This window comes from Kordiimonas sp. SCSIO 12603, assembly GCF_024398035.1.
Taxonomy (GTDB): domain Bacteria; phylum Pseudomonadota; class Alphaproteobacteria; order Sphingomonadales; family Kordiimonadaceae; genus Kordiimonas.
In genome coordinates, this window is record NZ_CP073748.1 from 3,433,606 (window position 1) to 3,451,972 (window position 18,367).

At 44.2% G+C, this 18,367-nt stretch carries 17 protein-coding genes; 11 read left to right on the forward strand and 6 right to left on the reverse strand.

The features are described from left to right. The first annotated feature begins 24 nt into the window (after positions 1-24). Positions 25-603: a hypothetical protein gene (locus KFE96_RS16045; RefSeq protein ID WP_255833550.1), complete on the forward strand. Its 579-nt coding sequence runs from the start codon at positions 25-27 to the stop codon at positions 601-603. Here the strand turns inward: KFE96_RS16045 and KFE96_RS16050 are convergent. The 3 genes from KFE96_RS16050 to KFE96_RS16060 form a co-directional block, all read right to left on the reverse strand. Then, positions 600-2,081, reverse strand: coding sequence for a glycine betaine ABC transporter substrate-binding protein (locus KFE96_RS16050; RefSeq protein ID WP_255833552.1), 1,482 nt, complete (start codon positions 2,079-2,081; stop codon positions 600-602). The genes KFE96_RS16045 and KFE96_RS16050 overlap by 4 nt on opposite strands. Continuing rightward, positions 2,078-2,827, reverse strand: coding sequence for an ATP-binding cassette domain-containing protein (locus tag KFE96_RS16055; RefSeq protein WP_370650600.1), 750 nt, complete (start codon positions 2,825-2,827; stop codon positions 2,078-2,080). The genes KFE96_RS16050 and KFE96_RS16055 overlap by 4 nt, the downstream gene beginning before the upstream one ends. A 164-nt stretch (positions 2,828-2,991) precedes the next feature. Beyond that, on the reverse strand, positions 2,992-4,857 hold the full coding sequence (locus KFE96_RS16060; RefSeq protein WP_255833555.1) for a PAS domain-containing methyl-accepting chemotaxis protein: 1,866 nt from the start codon (positions 4,855-4,857) through the stop codon (positions 2,992-2,994). Positions 4,858-5,197: 340 nt separating this feature from the next. Here KFE96_RS16060 and KFE96_RS16065 point away from each other — a divergent pair, with 340 nt between their 5' ends. The 4 genes from KFE96_RS16065 (at position 5,198) to KFE96_RS16080 (ending at position 10,284) form a co-directional block, all read left to right on the forward strand. Next, positions 5,198-5,665: a YHS domain-containing (seleno)protein gene (locus tag KFE96_RS16065; RefSeq protein ID WP_247016947.1), complete on the forward strand. Its 468-nt coding sequence runs from the start codon at positions 5,198-5,200 to the stop codon at positions 5,663-5,665. Between the two features lie 75 nt (positions 5,666-5,740). Further along, positions 5,741-6,193 (forward strand): DUF123 domain-containing protein, encoded by a 453-nt coding sequence (locus KFE96_RS16070; protein ID WP_255833556.1) that lies wholly within the window; start codon positions 5,741-5,743, stop codon positions 6,191-6,193. Between the two features lie 124 nt (positions 6,194-6,317). After that, positions 6,318-7,067 carry a subclass B1 metallo-beta-lactamase gene (gene bla / locus KFE96_RS16075; protein ID WP_255833557.1) on the forward strand — a complete coding sequence of 250 codons (750 nt, stop codon included), beginning with the start codon at positions 6,318-6,320 and terminating at the stop codon, positions 7,065-7,067. A 670-nt stretch (positions 7,068-7,737) separates the two neighbouring features. Then, the gene (locus KFE96_RS16080; RefSeq protein WP_255833558.1) at positions 7,738-10,284 is read left to right on the forward strand and encodes a response regulator; all 2,547 of its coding nucleotides are present in this window, start codon (positions 7,738-7,740) and stop codon (positions 10,282-10,284) included. On the opposite strand, the gene KFE96_RS16085 is transcribed toward KFE96_RS16080, so the two are convergent. Continuing rightward, positions 10,281-11,000, reverse strand: coding sequence for a response regulator (locus KFE96_RS16085; protein WP_255833559.1), 720 nt, complete (start codon positions 10,998-11,000; stop codon positions 10,281-10,283). The two genes, KFE96_RS16080 and KFE96_RS16085, sit on opposite strands and share 4 nt — an antisense overlap. Positions 11,001-11,346: 346 nt before the next feature. Here KFE96_RS16085 and KFE96_RS16090 point away from each other — a divergent pair, with 346 nt between their 5' ends. The 4 genes from KFE96_RS16090 to KFE96_RS16105 all read left to right on the forward strand — a co-directional run bounded on the left by KFE96_RS16090 (position 11,347) and on the right by KFE96_RS16105 (position 13,124). Next, positions 11,347-11,775 (forward strand): hypothetical protein, encoded by a 429-nt coding sequence (locus KFE96_RS16090; RefSeq protein ID WP_255833560.1) that lies wholly within the window; start codon positions 11,347-11,349, stop codon positions 11,773-11,775. 91 nt (positions 11,776-11,866) lie between these two features. Continuing rightward, positions 11,867-12,235: a hypothetical protein gene (locus KFE96_RS16095; RefSeq protein WP_255833561.1), complete on the forward strand. Its 369-nt coding sequence runs from the start codon at positions 11,867-11,869 to the stop codon at positions 12,233-12,235. 15 nt (positions 12,236-12,250) lie between these two features. Beyond that, positions 12,251-12,655, forward strand: a complete 405-nt coding sequence (locus KFE96_RS16100; RefSeq protein ID WP_255833562.1) for a hypothetical protein — start codon at positions 12,251-12,253, stop codon at positions 12,653-12,655. A 43-nt stretch (positions 12,656-12,698) separates the two neighbouring features. Beyond that, on the forward strand, positions 12,699-13,124 hold the full coding sequence (locus KFE96_RS16105) for a hypothetical protein (RefSeq protein ID WP_255833563.1): 426 nt from the start codon (positions 12,699-12,701) through the stop codon (positions 13,122-13,124). Positions 13,125-13,171: 47 nt separating this feature from the next. Here KFE96_RS16105 and KFE96_RS16110 read toward each other — a convergent pair whose 3' ends face one another. Next, the gene (locus KFE96_RS16110) at positions 13,172-15,649 is read right to left on the reverse strand and encodes an ABC transporter permease (RefSeq protein ID WP_255833564.1); all 2,478 of its coding nucleotides are present in this window, start codon (positions 15,647-15,649) and stop codon (positions 13,172-13,174) included. After that, positions 15,646-16,305, reverse strand: coding sequence for an ABC transporter ATP-binding protein (locus KFE96_RS16115; protein ID WP_255835611.1), 660 nt, complete (start codon positions 16,303-16,305; stop codon positions 15,646-15,648). The genes KFE96_RS16110 and KFE96_RS16115 overlap by 4 nt, the downstream gene beginning before the upstream one ends. 142 nt (positions 16,306-16,447) lie before the next feature. Between KFE96_RS16115 and KFE96_RS16120 the strand changes: the two genes are divergently transcribed. Both KFE96_RS16120 and KFE96_RS16125 read left to right on the forward strand, forming a co-directional pair. After that, positions 16,448-17,119: a response regulator transcription factor gene (locus tag KFE96_RS16120; protein ID WP_255833565.1), complete on the forward strand. Its 672-nt coding sequence runs from the start codon at positions 16,448-16,450 to the stop codon at positions 17,117-17,119. Position 17,120: 1 nt separating this feature from the next. Next, on the forward strand, positions 17,121-18,365 hold the full coding sequence (locus tag KFE96_RS16125) for a HAMP domain-containing sensor histidine kinase (protein ID WP_255833566.1): 1,245 nt from the start codon (positions 17,121-17,123) through the stop codon (positions 18,363-18,365). Positions 18,366-18,367 lie beyond the last annotated feature (2 nt).

The window sequence follows — 18,367 nt, forward strand, 5'->3', positions numbered from 1 at the left end:
ATTACTTATTTTGTAGACCGTAATATGACACTTGATTTTACAGTTAGAATTAAACGCATTGCGATAAGCATGTTGGCTATTTCTGCAGTATCAGTTTCTGCCTTCGCAGCACCTGCAAGTGGTGCTTTGTTTGCAGCTGCACCGAAAAGTGTTAAACGCCCTGCTGAAACTGTTTCACCATATTCCTTCGGTCTTGAACGGTCACAACAAGAAACAGCAATTCGCTTTATCGAATATGCCGGCATTGATAAAAATCTCTCACTCCTGCTTCTAAATGACGTGAAAACATCTGCACAAGTGACTGACGCTATCGATCGTATCGGATTTGAAGCTGTAAAAGCCAAAGTCGTTACAGCTATCAAGCGCGCTCAGCTTTCCAACAAAGCTGAATGGACAGAAATGCTTGCAACTGTGTACCTTAATTATTTTGAAGGCACAGAACTTAGCAGTATCCTAACAGACCGTGAAAGCTCACCCTTCTTTGCAAAGATGGTTGAACTACAAACAGCAATTTCTCATGATGTGGATACGCAAGGTAAATCAATTTACAAGCGTGCGCGCCAACAGGTTCTGGATCTGCTCACTAAAGAATTCGCAGCTTAAAGCTTTAATCCTTTTGAAGTATACCTGCTTTCCAGCACATCAAAACCATATTGAATAATGAGCGCCATAAGTGCCGCTGGTACGGCGCCACTTAAAATCAATTCAGTATCCGCTAAACGAATCCCCGAAATAATGGGCTGCCCATATCCCCCTGCGCCGATAAGTGCGCCGAGTGTAGCTGTGCCTACATTAATAACAGCAGATGTTTTAATCCCAGCTAATATGGAAGGCAGCGCAATAGGTAGTTCAACCAGCCGAAGCCTTGCCTTAGCTGGCAACCCTAAAGCATCAGCAGATTGAATTATATCCCTCGGAATAGCTGAAAGGCCCGCGTGAGTATTTCTTACAATTGGCAGCAGACTATATATAAACAGGGCGAAGAACGCGGGGGCAAAGCCAATACCCAACAAGGGGATTAGGAAAACAAAAAGTGCTAAGGATGGTATTGTTTGCACAATAGAAACCGCTGGCACGATAATATACGCAAGCTTAGGGGATTTTGCAGCCCATATACCAAGTGGTAAAGCCACTATAATAGCTGACAGAAGAGACAGCCCCACTAAAGTAAGATGATCGCCCGTATGACGTATGATCTCGGACCAGATTGTTTTTTTCTCCACCTGAACAGAAACATTCAGAGCTTCCTTAAGAAAACTTGCTGAGACCTCTGCAGTTGATATCTGATCTATTTTCGCAGCTTTATTGAGCGCCTGCATCTGTTCGGCAGTAATTTTATCTTCAAGAGCTAACATTGCCCGAAGCGCATTTGGGGCTTCCTGCTCAAGGCTTTTACGGTAAAGGATAACGGCAGAATAATCGGGAAAGAATTCCAAATCATCTTCCAGTACCGTTAATCCATAAAAAGCAATCTCTGCATCAGTGGTATAGATATCTGTTGCATCAATCTGACCACTATCTAGTGCAGCAAGAGCCAGATCATGATCTAAGCCCGTTGGTTCCTGGTTTAGACCATAACGTCGGCGCAACTCCTGCCATCCATCATTGCGTTTCATGAAGGGGGGGCTATAGCCCATTTTCATATCTGGCACTTTTTTTAGATCAGAAATCTTGGACAGGCTATGCTCTAGGGCATATGCCTTTCTAATGCCGATACCATAGGAATTAGAAAAACCGAGCGGAGCCGAGAGCCCTACCCCGTATTTATCTGCAAGGATGGTTTGCAATTCTGAGAAAGAAACCGGCTCCTCCAGCGCCAGTATTTCCTTAGTAAGAGTGCCTGTATAATCAACATATACATCCACCTCACCTGCCAGCAGAGCTTCCCATATAACGCGCGTTCCGCCCAGCTCCGCCCAATGTCTGGTTTCCTGTCCACTCGTTGCTGCAACTTGCGCCAACATTTCGCCGAGGATCGCACTTTCGGTAAAAGTCTTTGAAGCCGTTACCAATTCATCTTTTCCGTAAACTGCACTAAATGACGAAAGAAACAGCACTATACTGAGCCAAAATCTAATCATTTCGCCTGCTCCAGCATATCGTTGACATGACGTTGAGCCGTCAAAAACCGCGTTACAAATGGATCAGCGGGCCTGTGTACCATATCAGCAAGTTCTCCCTGCTGAACGATACCCCCGTCAGATATAAGAACAAGATGATCTGCAAGATATACGGCCTCCGCCATATCATGGGTTACCAGCACAACGGTCATGTTCAGTTTAGAAAATATCTGCTTCAAATCTGTCTGTAGATCATGCCGAATGATCGTATCAAGAGCACCGAGAGGCTCATCAAGGAACAGAACATCGGGTTTAAGCATAAGCGCTCTCATAAGCGCTACCCGTTGCCTCTGCCCTCCAGAAAGCTCACCGGGGAATTTATCCAATCCGCCCACAGGAAAACTGGTCAGGTTAATTAACTCTTCAAGACGCATATCAATCTCGTTGATCCGCCAACCGAGATATTGAGCCATTAAGATGATATTTTCCCGTGCTGTATAATGTGGGAACAAACCGCCAGTCTGGATCACATACCCTATTTTTTGTCGAAACTTTTCAAGGTCAAGATCACAAACCTCACTGCCGCGAAATCTCACACAGCCTTGATCCGCTTGTTCAAGCCCCAACATCAATTTTAAGAGCGTTGACTTCCCACACCCCGAAGGCCCGATAAGACTGGTCACTTTACCCTCAGGCAGGTCTAGCGACACATCTTTGATCGCGGCAAATTTACCGAAGGATTTTGTTACAGACTGGATTTCAAAAATTGATGCCACAAATTCTCGGGAACAAATGTTCACCGCCTTCGATTATTACTCTTACAGGAAACTTAGGCTGTAAACGATGGGCTTACCACTGTTTTCCTGCCTTTGAGGAAACAGCAACAAAAAAGGGAGCTAAAGCTCCCTTTTCAAATCCTATATAGCAGTGATTAATTCATACTGCGGTACATATCAATGCCCTGCTTGGCATAGCGGTTCGCGGTTTCCACATTGTTTGAAAGAATATTCAAACTCTGATTAATCTCCGCCACAGCGCCCGCGGCTGTTTGCATGCTTGTGGAGATTTCACGGGTTACACTGTTTTGTTCATCAACAGCACCAGAAATACCTGTCACACTTTCCTGCACTTCACTTACCGCACCTTTAATGGCAGTTAGACGCCCCACAACATCAGAAGAAACCGTCTGCATACGCTCGATTTCATCAGAAATCTGGTTGGTTGCATCCCCCACCTGGTTCGCCAGATTTTTCACTTCGGATGCTACAACAGCAAAGCCTTTACCTGCTTCACCGGCCCGAGCAGACTCGATCGTAGCATTCAAAGCAAGAAGGTTAATCTGAGCGGCGATATCTTCAATGAGCGTTACAATCTTATTCATCGCTTCAGCTGCATCACTAAGCTGCGTGGTGGAAGCACCAACAGATTCCGCCTCACCAAACGTTTTATCAACGGCAACCCGCGCGTAAGAAACACTTTCAGCAATCGCCTGGAAGGAAGAACTCAATTCTTCAGCAGCTGAAGCCACTGTCTGTACAGTCGTTTCGGTTTGCTGGGACGCTGCGACCGCTGAACCTGCCTGTGTATTAGCGTCAGAAACAGATCCTAAAATTTGCTCCATGTTTTCATCAACCATGGCACTGATTTGTGCGCGCTCTGTCCGCGTTTTTATCATATCGGTAATATCAGTGGCAAACTTCACCACTTTGAACGGCTTACCATCAGGGTCAAAAATCGGGTTATAAATTGCCTGCAACCACAACTCCTGCCCAGCTTTGTTAACCCGGCGGTATTCACCAGCCTGATATTCGCCACTACCTAAAGCTTGCCAGAAATTCTTATAAGCCTCAGATTCTCGTTCTGACGCCTCAACAAAAATACGGTGATGCTGACCAATGATCTCATCAAGCGAATACCCAACAGCATTGGTGAAATTTTCATTGGCCGTAATGATGGTGCCGTCTAATTCAAACTCAATAATCGCTTGTGCTTTATCAAGAGCTGCGAGCTTGCCTTCATAATCTGCATTTTTCAGCTTCTGCGCTGTAATATCAGAAGCAAACTTCACCACTTTTACCGGCTTGCCACTTTCATCAAGAATGGGGTTATAGGTTGCCTGCAGCCATATTTCTCTCCCACCCTTTGCATAGCGTTTGAACTCACCACTTTTGAATTCACCGCTACCCAGTGCACGCCAGAAATCAGCATATTCAGCAGTATGCTTATATTCTTCGCCTACAAACATGCTGTGATGCTGACCTTGAATTTCAGCAAGGCTGTAACCAGTCGCAGCCTGAAAGTTGTTATTGGCAGTTATGATGGTTCCATCAAGGGTAAACTCAATAACAGCCTGTGCTTTATTAAGAGCATCAATTTTCCCAGAGGAATCGATGTTGCCAGTATAATATTCAGTAACATCCGTCGCGCACTTCACAACCTTTTCCACGCGCCCCGTAGCTGTGAATACAGGAACATAAATTGCACGAAGCCAAATCTCTCTGCCACCCTTTGCATAGCGCTTAAAAATAGCAGAATGATCTTTGCCCGAGGCAAGGTGTTTCCAGAAGTCTTTATATTCCTGAGAAGCTTTATAATCCGCATCCACAAACATACTGTGATGCTGGCCTTTAATCTCAGCAAGGCTATAGCCCATAGCTTTTTCGAACAAAGCATTTGCAGTGAGAATTCTGCCATCCGGCGTAAATTCGATCATTGCCTGAGAAAGAGAAATCGCTTTGAGAACGGCTTCAGCTTCATTAGTTGCTGCGCCAGAACGTTTTTTCAAAATATCGAACACAGTCCGACTCCACACGAGTTAATACCAAAACTGAATACAGCTCCGTTTACTCGCCCCCACGTTGCTATCTATATCGCATTATTTCGTAAACAATAGATTAACTAACCCGTGATTTCTCCTTTGCAATCAAACAATTGGTTGCAACAGAAATGATTTTGGGGACACATATAATTTGTACAGCATTGGCTTTTTTCCAATGGCCGATACGCCGCCCCGAGCGAAAAAGCGTTGTCAATTAATCGTTTAATAACATGCCACACACGCAAATGTTTCTGTTATGTCATCCATCTAAAGATTAGTTTACTAAGCGAACATGATCTAATTTGCGGGAAAATCAGATATGAAAAAAATACTTACATTAGTGGCTGTATTATTCAGTTTTTCACTTGCAGCTTATGCAGATGGTGAAATCAACCTATCTAAACCAGGCCTGTTTGGTGGTTCATGGAAACATGCCTTAAACGGTTATGATACAGTTGCTTACTTTACAGTGGGCAAAGCCACTAAAGGTAAAAAAGAATTCGTGGCAGAATATAAAGGCGCAAAATGGCTTTTCGTTTCTGCTGAAAACAGAGATCTTTTTAAAGCCGACCCTGAAAAATACGCTCCTCAGTATGGTGGTTATTGCGCATGGGCAGTGGCACACGGCAGCCCTGCACCTGGCAGTCCGAAAGTTTGGAAGATTGTCGATAACAAGCTTTATGTAAACTACGATAAATCAATTGGTAAAAAATGGGAGAAAGATATCCCGGGCCTTATCAAACGCGGTGATGAAAACTGGCCGGAAGTTCAAGAAAGACTTGAATAACAGATTTAGAGAAAAGCGGCTTAATCAGCCGCTTTTTTTATTACCTTCTCTTTTCAACATGCTATAAATCTCAGCATGGAAGCCTTTATTGAAAAGATATTGAGTATCCCTTCAAAGCCTTCCTACTGGCTAGATTGGAAAACTGTAGATGAAGCCCCTCAAGAAAAGGGGAGTTACATACTTCTACTTACTTTACAGAGATCATTTGAGCTCAATCACAAAACTCTTGGCAATCACCTGTTGGAAAAAGGCCGTTATATATATGCAGGCAGTGCAAATGGTTCTGGCGGTATAAAAGCACGTGTGACACGCCACCTTTCAAAAGACAAAAAAATCCATTGGCATATTGATCACCTGACAACTCAAGCAGAAACTGTTAAATGCCTTTGCCTTCCTGGCGGCAGTGAATGCAGCCTTACTTCAACACTCTTAACTTCAGAAGCTTTCAGGGTTCCAATTAAGGGGTTTGGTAGTTCAGATTGCCGTGAGTGCCCAAGCCACCTTCTTGAAGTTGTTAACACTCAATAATTTCAGAAATAGGTTTTCTCATATCCTGCCGAACATCAATTCAACAAACTAAACAGCTGCGCCCTACCTTTACCACATTCCCTATATTTTATGCTTTCTGCAAGAACCTCAGAAAGCCCGCTTTATGAAACGATTAGTTATATTTTTTATCCTGTCGCTTTTTTACATACCCGCAGCTGCAGAACCAACAGAGCACAAAGGCATTCTTTATACGAAATTGGCAGAAAATATATGGATGCATACCACATACCATAAGACAAAAAATTGGGGTAAAGTTCGATCAAACGGCCTGATAGTTCTGACTAAAGAAGGCGCCCTTCTTATAGATACTGGCTGGAATAATACTCAGACCCAACATATTCTAAATTGGGTACATGAAGAACTTGAGACTACCGTGACCGCAGCCGTTTTCACTCATGCCCATGATGACAAAATGGGAGGTGTACAAGCCGTTATTGACTGGGGTGCTAAAACTTTTGCACACCCACTTTCAAATCAGTTCGCTCCGAACGAAGATTTAACGCCTGCAGAATATAATCTCCAAATTCTCTCAAATGGTGATGCTGTTGCAGCACATCCGGCCTTCGATGGCATTAAAATATTTTATCCTGGCGGAGGGCATACTCGTGATAACATCGTAGTAGCCTTGCCAACAGCCAATATACTCTTCGGCGGCTGTCTGATAAGGCCCGAGAATTCTCATTCTCTCGGCAACACCGCAACTGCCGATATCAAAGCCTGGTCGACTTCAGTTGAAACTATTGCAAACCGCTTTCCAAATGCTCGTCTTATAGTTCCAAGTCATGGGGATCCTTCTGATCGAAAATTACTAGATCATACAATAAAGTTAGCGCAACATACTGTTTCCAAATAACAATCAGCCCGATTAATGCTTCACAAAAAAAAGGGCTCCAATTCACAATTTTTGTGACATGGAGCCCTATGTTGAGTGGCTTTCTAATGGTAAACAGCCTTAGCAGCTGGGCTATTTATACCGCGTTAAAATAGCATTTATCCAATTAGAATTTGTACCAATTTGTACTTACGCCAAGACAACTACGATAAATAATAGTGCGCTGGTGCAATACGCGGTTTGTAATTTACGCGTACCCATTCCACGTAAAGCACCAGCTATGCGATCTGAGTTTTTGGGGTATCACTCAGTTACATTGATAATGCATTCACCGGAGTATCCTCAATGAACGCATAACGGTCTTTCAGAAAACCATGCTATGGGGGCACGAATAATCGTCATGACTGTCGGGTGCTAAATTGCGGCGAATTGGGTTTAAATCTCAAGCGATTAAATGTATTAAAATGTCTCAGTTTTTCTACAAATTTCGTAAAATTTGAATATTCGTGCCACGAACCATGGGCTTGCCGATGTTGAACTCTAACATCCCATATTTTCGTAATACAAATTAATACAATATTTGAGTTTTGGTTACAGTTTCGTAGAGATAATGTGCAACTGATTATCAAAAATACGCAGATGATAATTGGGTACACACGGGGGATAGAGTTTAGCGTGGAGTATGAATTAAATGGCTGACAGCATAACAATCCTTATATCGACACTGATTATAACGAGCCTTCTGTTTTCCATTTTATTTTATGCTGCATGGCGTACCTTTAATAAACCTCCTCATGCTCTGGTTTGGGCTGTTACGTTTCTAATTGGTTTCATTCAGTGGGGAATAACACTCGCAGCCTCAATACAATGGTTTAATCCGGGAGCTTATTATTGGCTCATTGTTAATTTCCTAACACTTTCCATGACCAGCAGCGGGCTATGGGGGTATTTTCTCCGAGGCAAATTTAACATTAACCCCCTCTACCTCGTTGGTATGACAGTGGTCCTGGAGTTTGGGGTTTATGTGAGTTGGTCGATTTTCCCGCATATCGGCGTGAGTCAAGCCATTGTTCCGTTCTATGCATCTGCCGCCGCACTCCTTACTGCCTTTGTCCTCTGTCGATCTTCAGAGAACAAAACAGCCCTTGAATGGGGTGCTATCATTCTCTCGCTGATTATGATGATAACCGAAGCGTCTCTCGGTGTCGTTGCTGCCCTTCAGGGCGGCACGCCAGATCCAAAGCTTTCTGCGTTGTTCCAAACGCTCCTCTTTACCACCCTGCCCGTTGTATACATAGGCATGGGCGTCTTTATGGTTGGCGTCATTGCATCTGACTTGGCAAAGCAAGTGAAAGGGCATGCTAAAAAAGAAGCGGATGCATTCCAGGCGGAGGCGGAAAAAGGTTGGCATGTTCTTCAAGATGCAATTGAGGCCGTTCCTGATTTAATTGCCATTGATAATGGCCATTTCCAGCTTATGACCTGTAACCAAGCCTTCGTAGATGTACTCGATATGCCTAAAAACCAATTGGTTGGTCGAAGCATTGCAGAAATCATGGACCAATTGCAGCCCCGCCTTGTCTACGGTGTGAACGGCAAGAAGATTGAAGAAGGTAAAGAAATCATAAAAGCCCTTTGGGAAGGCTTACAAAATAAGACAACTATTGAATTTGAATTGAATGATGGCCGCGCCTTTCTAATGGATTGCGGTCTCCTTCGTTCAGGCGTTCACATTCTCACGGCCCGTGATGTTACAGCTCTTAATCGTTCCACAAAAACACTGAAAAGCATTCTGCACGGCCAACCTTTCCCGGTTCTTGTGTTTGATAAGAAAAAAGAAACTGTGTTGTTCGCCAGTGAAGCTGCTGAAAAGCTTCTAGGCAGCAATATAAAAGGGACCGGGTCGGCGTTTTCCAACTTCATACAAAAACATCATTTGTTATCCAGAGAAGCAGCTTCCAAACAAGTGCTGCAAGAAACAGAATTCATGAATGCTGACAATCAAACATTCCCTGTGCTCTTTTCCACGCAGGAAAGTGTGTTTGATGGTAAAGCCGCTATTGTGATGAGCTTCATCGACTTATCGGATCAGAAACGTCTGGAAAGTCAGTTAAAGGAACAGCGTGAAGCTTTGTTCCAAAGTGAAAAAGTCAATGCTTTGGGTACACTCGTGGCGGGCGTGGCCCACGAACTTAATAACCCTCTTACAGTCATTATGACCAACACCCACATCGTGGCTGATGCAGTAAACGACCCAGCTGTTACAGAGCGTATGCAAAAGATTGAAGATGCAGTGGAACGCTGTTCTAAAATTGTCCGATCTTTCTTGAACGTAGCCCGCAAAGATTACGGTGATTCTGCACCATTCGATCTTGAAAAATGTATGAAGGAAGCAATTGATATTTCCGGTTATAGTTTCCGGCAAAATGACGTTGATATATCTCTTCATATCGCACCAGATTTACCGGCAATTAAAGGGAACTATAACCAGTTCTATCAGGTATTCTTTAACTTACTCCTGAATGCGCTACACGCTATGTCCTCTCAGGTGCGGCAGAAGCTTCTATCCATCACCTGCTCATATGATGAGGTAAACAATATTATCAAAGTGGATATCGTTGATAGTGGCCCCGGTGTACCTGCAAACATACGCAGTAAAGTGTTTGACCCCTTCTTTACTACAAAGGAAGTTGGCACAGGCACGGGGCTTGGGTTATTCATCGTCCGCAGCATTGTGGAGGCACATGATGGCAAGATTGACCTTATGCCATCTCCGAAAGGGGCGCACTTCAGGCTCTATCTCCCTGCCTGGACCAAAAACTACGCTGATGCCGCGGAAACAGAGACCGAGGTAGATTGTGCTGATTGCCGCATTCTTATCGTTGATGATGAAGAAGAGATTCTGGATGCTTTAGGCCAGATACTCAAAAGCCAAAATCATGATGTAAGCTCCGCACCCAATGGTCAAAAAGCTTTAGAAGTCTTGGCAAACGAACATATCGACTTGATCATCAGTGATTTAAGAATGCCTGAAATGGACGGCCCTCAACTTTATGAAAAAGTGTGCTCTGATTATCCGCATCTTAGCGACAAAACAGTCTTTATGACCGGTGATGAATTATCTCAATTTGCACAGCGTTTTCTATCAACCGCGAACTGCCCTGTACTCAGCAAACCTTTCTCACCAAAGAAAGTAAAAGAACTGCTGGATACCTTTATGCAGGCGGAAGCCTCTTAAAGCGGTGAAACCGCACAATTGAGCAAATAGCCACCACCCCAATAAGTCTTCAAAATTTGAGGCTTCTTGGGGTTTTCCTCAATCTTCTTTCGAAGCCGTGCCACATAGTTATCGATGCTTCGTTCAAACATATTTGCCATACGCCCTTGAGTGGCTTCTAGGAGGAAATCCCTGCTCAAGACTGTTTGTGGATTTTCCATAAACACAAGAAGCAGTCTCGTCTCTCCAGAGCTTAACTGAATGGCATCACCTGCCTCCGTTGAGATTTGCTGATCAATAGCATCCAGCACAAAATCACCAAAACGATATTTCTTGGAATTCTGCTTTGGTGTTTCAACAGATATTTGCTGAGTACGACGTAATATTGCCTTCACTCTAGCAAGCAGCTCTCTAGGGTTAAATGGCTTGATCATATAGTCGTCTGCACCGACCTCAAGACCAACAACCTTTTCTGTATCTTCAGCTTTGCCAGACAAGAACATAATCGGCAGAGAGTGGCTTTGCCTGAGCGTACGGCAAATGCTAATGCCGTCATCTTGCCCCAGAACAATATCCAAAATGACCAAATCAATATGCTCTTGTGCGATCACGTCCAGCGCCTGCTTTTCATCTGCAGCGCTCGAGACCTTAAAGCCATTGTTTCCTAAATAATAAGATAGGGATTCTCTGATCTCAGGTTCGTCATCAACGATCAGAATATGCGACACACTTGACATTCAAGCTCCATCAAAATTCAGTAGTATACTCAATACAATAAGTTAATAATTTTTCTCGAACTTAATAGTTCATATGCCCAATCAAAATGCCTGCCTGATAACAAATTATAGGTGTAGACGATTTGGTTGCACAGGGGTGCAGTACAAATTGATACATCTTAGTACATTCTTAAATTGATATTTTACCTATAGTTTGTCAGTCCCCTGGGACAATCCTGATTAAGCAGTATTAGACGAACATGCACAAATCAATATTCTTTAACGAAATTGATAGCAGCAATTTATTTGAATGGTTATGAGGCAACAATCTATCAAATTACGGCACTGCCCATATTGTGGTGGTTGTATGGAGAGAAAGGGATACAGTGCAAGCCTTAAAGCTGTCAAAGAAATATACAGCTGTAAGGACTGCTGGAAATCTACCAAACTACTTTCCACTGCATCGCAAGGCTTTATTATCGGCAACAAGCTGTTCCTATTAGGCCTACTCGCTATTCTTTGTTCAACCTCCCATGAACTTATCTCGCTCTGCGGAACTTTAGCCCTCTTCATATCAATATGGCTGACCTATGATATTTTTAAAATGCTTAGGTATAAGTTTACGATGCCGCTACTGAAATATTTGCCAGAAGCCTCATCACCTCCAAAAGAAAACGGATACAAACGTCAGTGTAAAAACATCTTGCGAGGAGAAAATTGGTTAAAGGGGTTGGCGCTAGGGATAAGCACCGCTTCTTTGTTTCTCTCCCCTGTCATCATATTCGCTTCCCTATAAACTTGATACATTCTGACACAAATTGAAACACGACACCTAAGCACTCGCACTCTACCCTTACCTGCATTGATCGAAGGTTGGGGACATAAATATGTTAAAGATCACAAAACAGCGCATTATCAAAACATGCGCAGACTGGTGCCAACAGGAAAGGCGCGGTCCATACCAGATAGATTTTTCTCAGGCTTCAACTATCTGCAAGTGCACAGTAAATGACATTAGAAAGCTCTTCACATCCTGTGAAACGCTTCAACGGTCAATTATTGCTCACGCAAATCAATCCAAGCATCATCCGCTGGTACTCGCACACGGTTTAATAGCCCGAGACCCGCAACTGCATGCTCTCAGCAAATCAGAAGTTATCAACGTGTTTCAAGATGCTATTGGTTCATGCGCACGTTCGTTTGGTACATCAAAGGCTAACAGGCAGGCCGCAGATGCTACTTCTTCCCATTTCTAACCCACGAGTTACGACATGTTATATGAAAGCGTCGATGCCTATCAGAAGAAATACAGTCCACAAAGCCTGTCAATTGAGCACCAAAAAACCAGTTTTCTGGAAGCATGTGCAATTTGGGCGGAGTCCAATGGCTTTTACAATTTAGCGGAAAAAAATGGCGCTCTTATCTGTCACGACTTTCCCGTCAGATTAAAGCTGACATTCAATAACATAACGCGTTTAAGACGTTCCGTTCTCATGAAAGCCATGAAAGAACACAAACGTTTTCCTCGCCTAATCTTTACAGCCTATGCAGAGACAATGCTCGATCAACCAACTGGTGATCAACTGCCGCTATCCCTTGTTGTAGAAGATATTGAAAAAGATCGGCTACTCAAGCTCTCCGCAACTGCAATCTTGCGAGCAATACCTCAGCTTTAGCCTGTTACAACATTATTCATTTATCAGTTTTTAGGTTAATCAAATGATTCCTGATCATTTACAGTTTATGTTGTCATCCTGGGATTTATCAGAATTTACCGAGTGGAAATTCTTGATGCTTTCTCTCGAAGACAATACACCTCACGCAACACCTATCAGTGTTATCAAAAACAGCGCTTATTTTTATTTACACACATGTTCCGGGGAACTTTGTTACCGCTTATGCACCGAACGCGACTATAAGGCGGTTTACCTGATCACCAATAAAGTGGGGCAAAACGAACTGGAATTTATCCTTAAGGTACGTGCTGTTGGTGAACCACACTGCAATATCCCAATAATCCTTATCAGTCCGCCTGTATCAAAAACCATTCGGCACGAGCTAGAGGATTGCGGCATCAACGCGGTACTTGAAGCACCTTTTTCAGATAAACAGCTTATTAAACAAACCCTGTCTCTCTGCTCTTAAAAGCAAAAAAGCCCAGTGAATATTCACTGGGCTTAATCGTCTAATAGTTAACCGGCGAGTAAGTCTCGGACAGAAACTTTCAAGCTCTGCCGACAGGCCAGATAACCAATCAAGCAAACGGTGCTCACCATCAGGCTGATAGTGCCAATTACCCAAATCGGATCAGGGTTATAGAAAAGCCCAAACTGATCCTCATAAATCAGAATACCAGCCATCCATGTACCAACAATGGCACCAGCCGCTGCGATAAGGGCTGTTACACCCCAATCATAGAAATTCAGCCACAGGCAATCTTTTTCCTTCAAACCCATACTCATAAGAAGGCCATTTTTCTGCTGATCATCTGCCTTAAAACCGCTCACAGAAGCTGCAACAACAAACAGTGAAAGCACCAGCACCATAGCCGCATAACCTGATGTTACTTTGGTCACGATACCCAGTGTTTTCTCAAGACGTTGCATCATTTCCTTAAGCGGAAGAAGAGCAAGTGTTGGGTTTGCTTCCCAAAGGCTTGCAAGTTGACCCCATGCCTGTTCCGGCAGGTTCATACTTCCCATATAATAAGTATCTGCCTTGATCTGTTCTCTTGCTGAAATTGGTACCTGGAACCAAAAGGTGATGAAGCTACCACCTGGTTTATAAGCATGGCTTGCCACTAGAGTGAAAGTATATGTTTCACCACCAATCTGGTACGTCAACTTATCACCAAATTTGAAACCCATATCGGTCATCACTTCAGGTTCAGCGGAAATTTGTTGCCAATCTTCTGTGCCAACTTCCCAGCGATTACCATCAATATGGCGATTATTTTCAGGAATTTCATCGGCCCAGCTCAGTCGAATAGGTTCCTGCAGTGTCGCCAGTGAATCGCTCGGCTTCTTCATGTAATCATTGAGAAGCACACCGTTCACCTGCACAAGTTTGGCTGACAAAAACGGTCTAAGTTGTTTGACCGTACTGCCGGTTTTTTCAGACCAATCGTGAATAGCCCCCACATGCTTTTCCTGCGCTTCTGAGATAATCAAATTACCTTCTTCCACACGGCTATTGGTTTCGATCATTGCACTGAAATCACGCATAAGCATTAAGGAAAACAGTAACAGCAAACCACATAGGCCAAGCCCCAGAATCTGTGCAGACTTGGAGAAAATACGCTGCCTCATCATGAAGAAAGCAAATGGCAACAAACCTGCTCTCCGGCTTCCCCAATAATCACCCAGACGAAGAACAAGCCAACTTAGGAATGTCATGAATATGAGCGCAACAGCCACCGCCCCCAGTGTCATGGCAGTTAGAAGCATATTATCTGAATATACCGCAGCCAAAAGTGTGGCAGACGCCAAACCCCAGAAAAGCCGCTGTAACAGATACCGGTTTTCTGGTGCTTTCCTAATCAACGAAAGCACAGAAGAACCACGTAACTGATTAAATGTGGGTATTTGAAGGGCCAGCAACAGGATAAAGACAAGCGCCACCGTTTTAATAATTGCCGCAGGGTAAAGACCACCTGACAATCCCGGGAAATAAGCTTGCAGTTCGGCAACAATCAAATCCTGAGCCACAGCTGCGAAAACACATGCGCCTACAGTAGAAAGAGCAAATCCTGTAAACCACTGCCCGCCTGCCATAGCCATGCTTTTTCCAAGCGGCGTACCAAAACTGGTATAAACTGCAATACGGTACCGCATGTTTGCAAGCCACCTGCGGTTCGTCATGTCAATAGCGACAGCCGCCATGAAAAAAAGAATAACTGAAGCAAGCCCAAGGAAATTTTCCGTGCGGCGCCAAAACCCTGAGAGCGGGTGTTGGCCACCATACTTCTTTAAAACAGTTGCCCCCGGCAATGCATCCTTAGCCCACGTTTCAATAGTTTCTGCCTGTGCCTCATCTGCCATCATCATATAGCGAAACCGCTGACCACTACTGGCAAGAGCACCCGATGCCAGGCTATCCATATGCACCATAGCCCGAAGGTCCACGCTGTGCCCCTCCATAAGCCGATCAGGTTCATGGAATAAAATCTGCGCTACCTGAAGATTTTCGCCACCAATCTTAATCTGATCACCAACACCAGCACCAAGTTTTGTTGCCAACCGTGACCCGAGCCAAATATCCCCAATATCGGGACCACGCTTTGCAGGCATCTGATCAGCACCCGGTGATACACCGATCATCAATTGCCCCTGAATTGGATAGGCACTATCCACAAGTTTCAACTGAACACGTTCCCACCGCTTTTCAAAACTCAGCGTAATTTTCAGTAGCTCAGACTTCGCAAGCCCCTGCGTTTCACTTCGCAACGTTTGAAGTGCTCTATCTTCCAGTGGCACATGGCTTTCTACAACCACATCAGAGCCCAGCATCTGATCCAAGTTCGCCTTCAGATAATTTTGGATAGAGGCACTCACAAGTGTAAGAGTCAGAAGGAAAAACAAAAGCGCAGTTTGCGTCAGCACCGTAATCCTGCCGTCCGCAGCCTTTAGGTCATGCCGGGCGTTATCCCATATCAATTTCACCGTGCTCATGCCGCCATCTCCAGCGCACCATTCTCTAGCCTCAGGCTTTTATCCGCGAGGCCCGCTAAGCGGTTACTGTGTGTTACCACCACAAGGCCACACTCGGTTTCCCGGGCGAAACCGAACATCAGATCAATCACAGTTTCTGATGTACGGGCATCAAGGTTGCCGGTTGGCTCATCTGCAAAAATAAAACGCGGGCGACTAACGAAAGCGCGCGCCATTGCTATACGCTGCTGTTCGCCACCACTTAGCTGATGGGGTTTATGGCCCGCTCGGTTTTCAAGACCAATTTTACCAAGCCAGTCCGCCGCAATATCAAACGCATCCTTGTTACCTTTCAGACGAAGGGGCAGTGCAAGGTTTCCAATTGCATCTAGCTCGGGCATCAGATGAAACTGTTGGAAAATAAAGCCCGAGTTCGCGCGCATAGCCATTTTATCAATAGGTGTTCCACCCACATTGAAAACCACTTCACCCTCTTCCGGGTCTTCAAGTCCTGCTGCAATGGAAAGAAGGCTGGATTTTCCGGCTCCTGATGGCCCAACAATGGCTAAAATTTCCCCTGTACCAATGGTTTGGGACAGATTATCGAATAACTCAATACGCTCCGCGGCCGTATCAAAATAATGACTGATGTTGTTCAGTTCTATTGTATCTCGCATCACTGCTATCTCCTCTGCTGTCAGAGGAAAACTAACAAGATGAATGTCAAATAAAGGTGAAATGAAAACAAGGTGTCAGTTGACATCCAATTGACATACCAACTGCTATGCTGCTTTGTTCAAAGTAACGAAAGGGTGGTTCATGCGTATATTGATTGTTGAAGACAATCTGGATCTTCAAGCCAACATTGCCGAATATCTGGAAAACGACTTCGACCTCGATTTCGCCTATAGTGGTCCACAAGGATTAGAGCTTGCTCTTGGTGGTGAATATGATGTGATCGTCCTTGATCTAATGTTGCCTGGCTGTGATGGCCTTGAAGTATGTGCCACCTACCGAAATGAAGCCGAGGTTCAGGCCTCTATATTAATGCTCACTGCCCGTGATACTCTTGATGACAAAGAAGCCGGCTTCACGGTGGGTGCCGATGATTATCTGGTAAAACCTTTTTCGCTCAGAGAGCTTAAAATGCGGCTTGAAGCACTTGGTCGCCGACCCAAAGTACGTGCGAAACGTGATCTATCTTTCGCGGGCATAAGTCTTAATCAAGAAGGGCTTTTTCTTATTGAAGAAAACCGTACAGTTTCTATCGTTGAAAAAGAGCGCACTATTATGAAACTGCTTTTAAATGCTGCACCTGAAATTGTCTCCACCGAAAGTATAAGTTATGCGCTCTGGAAAGATGAACCACCGGAATCCGGTGCCTTAAGAACTCACATATATAACCTCCGAAAAGCGCTAAATGATATCGGCAAAGATGGGATGTTAAAAACGATCCGCGGCAAAGGCTATGCCCTTCAGGCAGAGAAATAATATGGTGAAGAACAAACGAAAAGTTCGTAGTTTAGTGCTCAGAAGCTATATCAGCTCTGCCCTCTTCAGCTTTGCAGTTTTCACCTATATGGCTGTTATGTTTGGCTTTGACCTTGAAGATCAGATTTTTGACGTTCAGCTTAACAATGCCGCTGATGCACTTATTGGAAACATTGATACTGCTGATGCTAAGTTCGGCAAAACAGCTGCCTATGAGCTGGACTACTACCGTGGATGGGAAAACCTGCCGCCTTGGCTTAAAAGCCAGATAAACCCGGAATGGACAACTCGAAACCTTGAGATTTTCGGTGAAGAAAGAGGTCATTTTCATGCAGCCGTAAGAACTCTGGAAAATGGTGACAGGCTTTATCTGGTTTTTAATGCAAGGCCTTTTGTTCGCTCAACACCATATATTAAATCATATTTAGTAATCATCGGGGTAATGGGCGGTGTTATTCTGCTTATATCCTTGTTCTTTATGGTTCGGGTTACAAAGAAGGTATCCAAGCCACTCGAAACAATGGCAGAAGCACTTTTGGGCAGTGAAAGTCTTTCCACACAATTTGATATTTCAAATGCAGCGCCCAAAGAACTCCATACACTGGTCGATGCAATTACTAACAGAAATGCGAGAATTGAGGAACTTCTTAAACGTGAACAGCAGTTCAACCGAGACGCCAGCCACGAACTACGCACACCTCTTGCCGTAGCACTTGGCGCCCTTGAAATTCTCGAAGAAACTTCTGAAAAGACCAAGGCCTTTATCCGTTTGAAAGCCGCGGTACAGGATATGCAAATGCTCACTGAGGGTATTCTATGGTTAGGTAGAGATGCTTCAACAGAAGAAATTTGTAATATTTATTCCGCATGTGAAACATTAACAACCAGCTATTCTTACCTAACAGGAAATCGCCCTGTTACGCTAAACCTGGAAGGTGAAAAAGGCAGCATAATCCCTGCACCTGAACCGGTCGCGCTTGTAATGGTAGGAAATCTTCTTAGAAACGCTCTTTCCTATACAGAAAAAGGCAGCGTGCAAGTTACCGTAAACCATAACTCAATGACAATAATCGATACAGGAATTGGTTTTGGCCGTGTAGATAAACGTGTGGAAGGGTTCGGTGTTGGCCTTAGTCTCGTGAAAAGATTAAGCGATCATTTCAGCCTTGATTTCAATATTCAAGCCGGTGAAACAAACGGAACCATCGCCACGTTAAGATGGAAAGAAAAAGCTAACGGCATTTGACA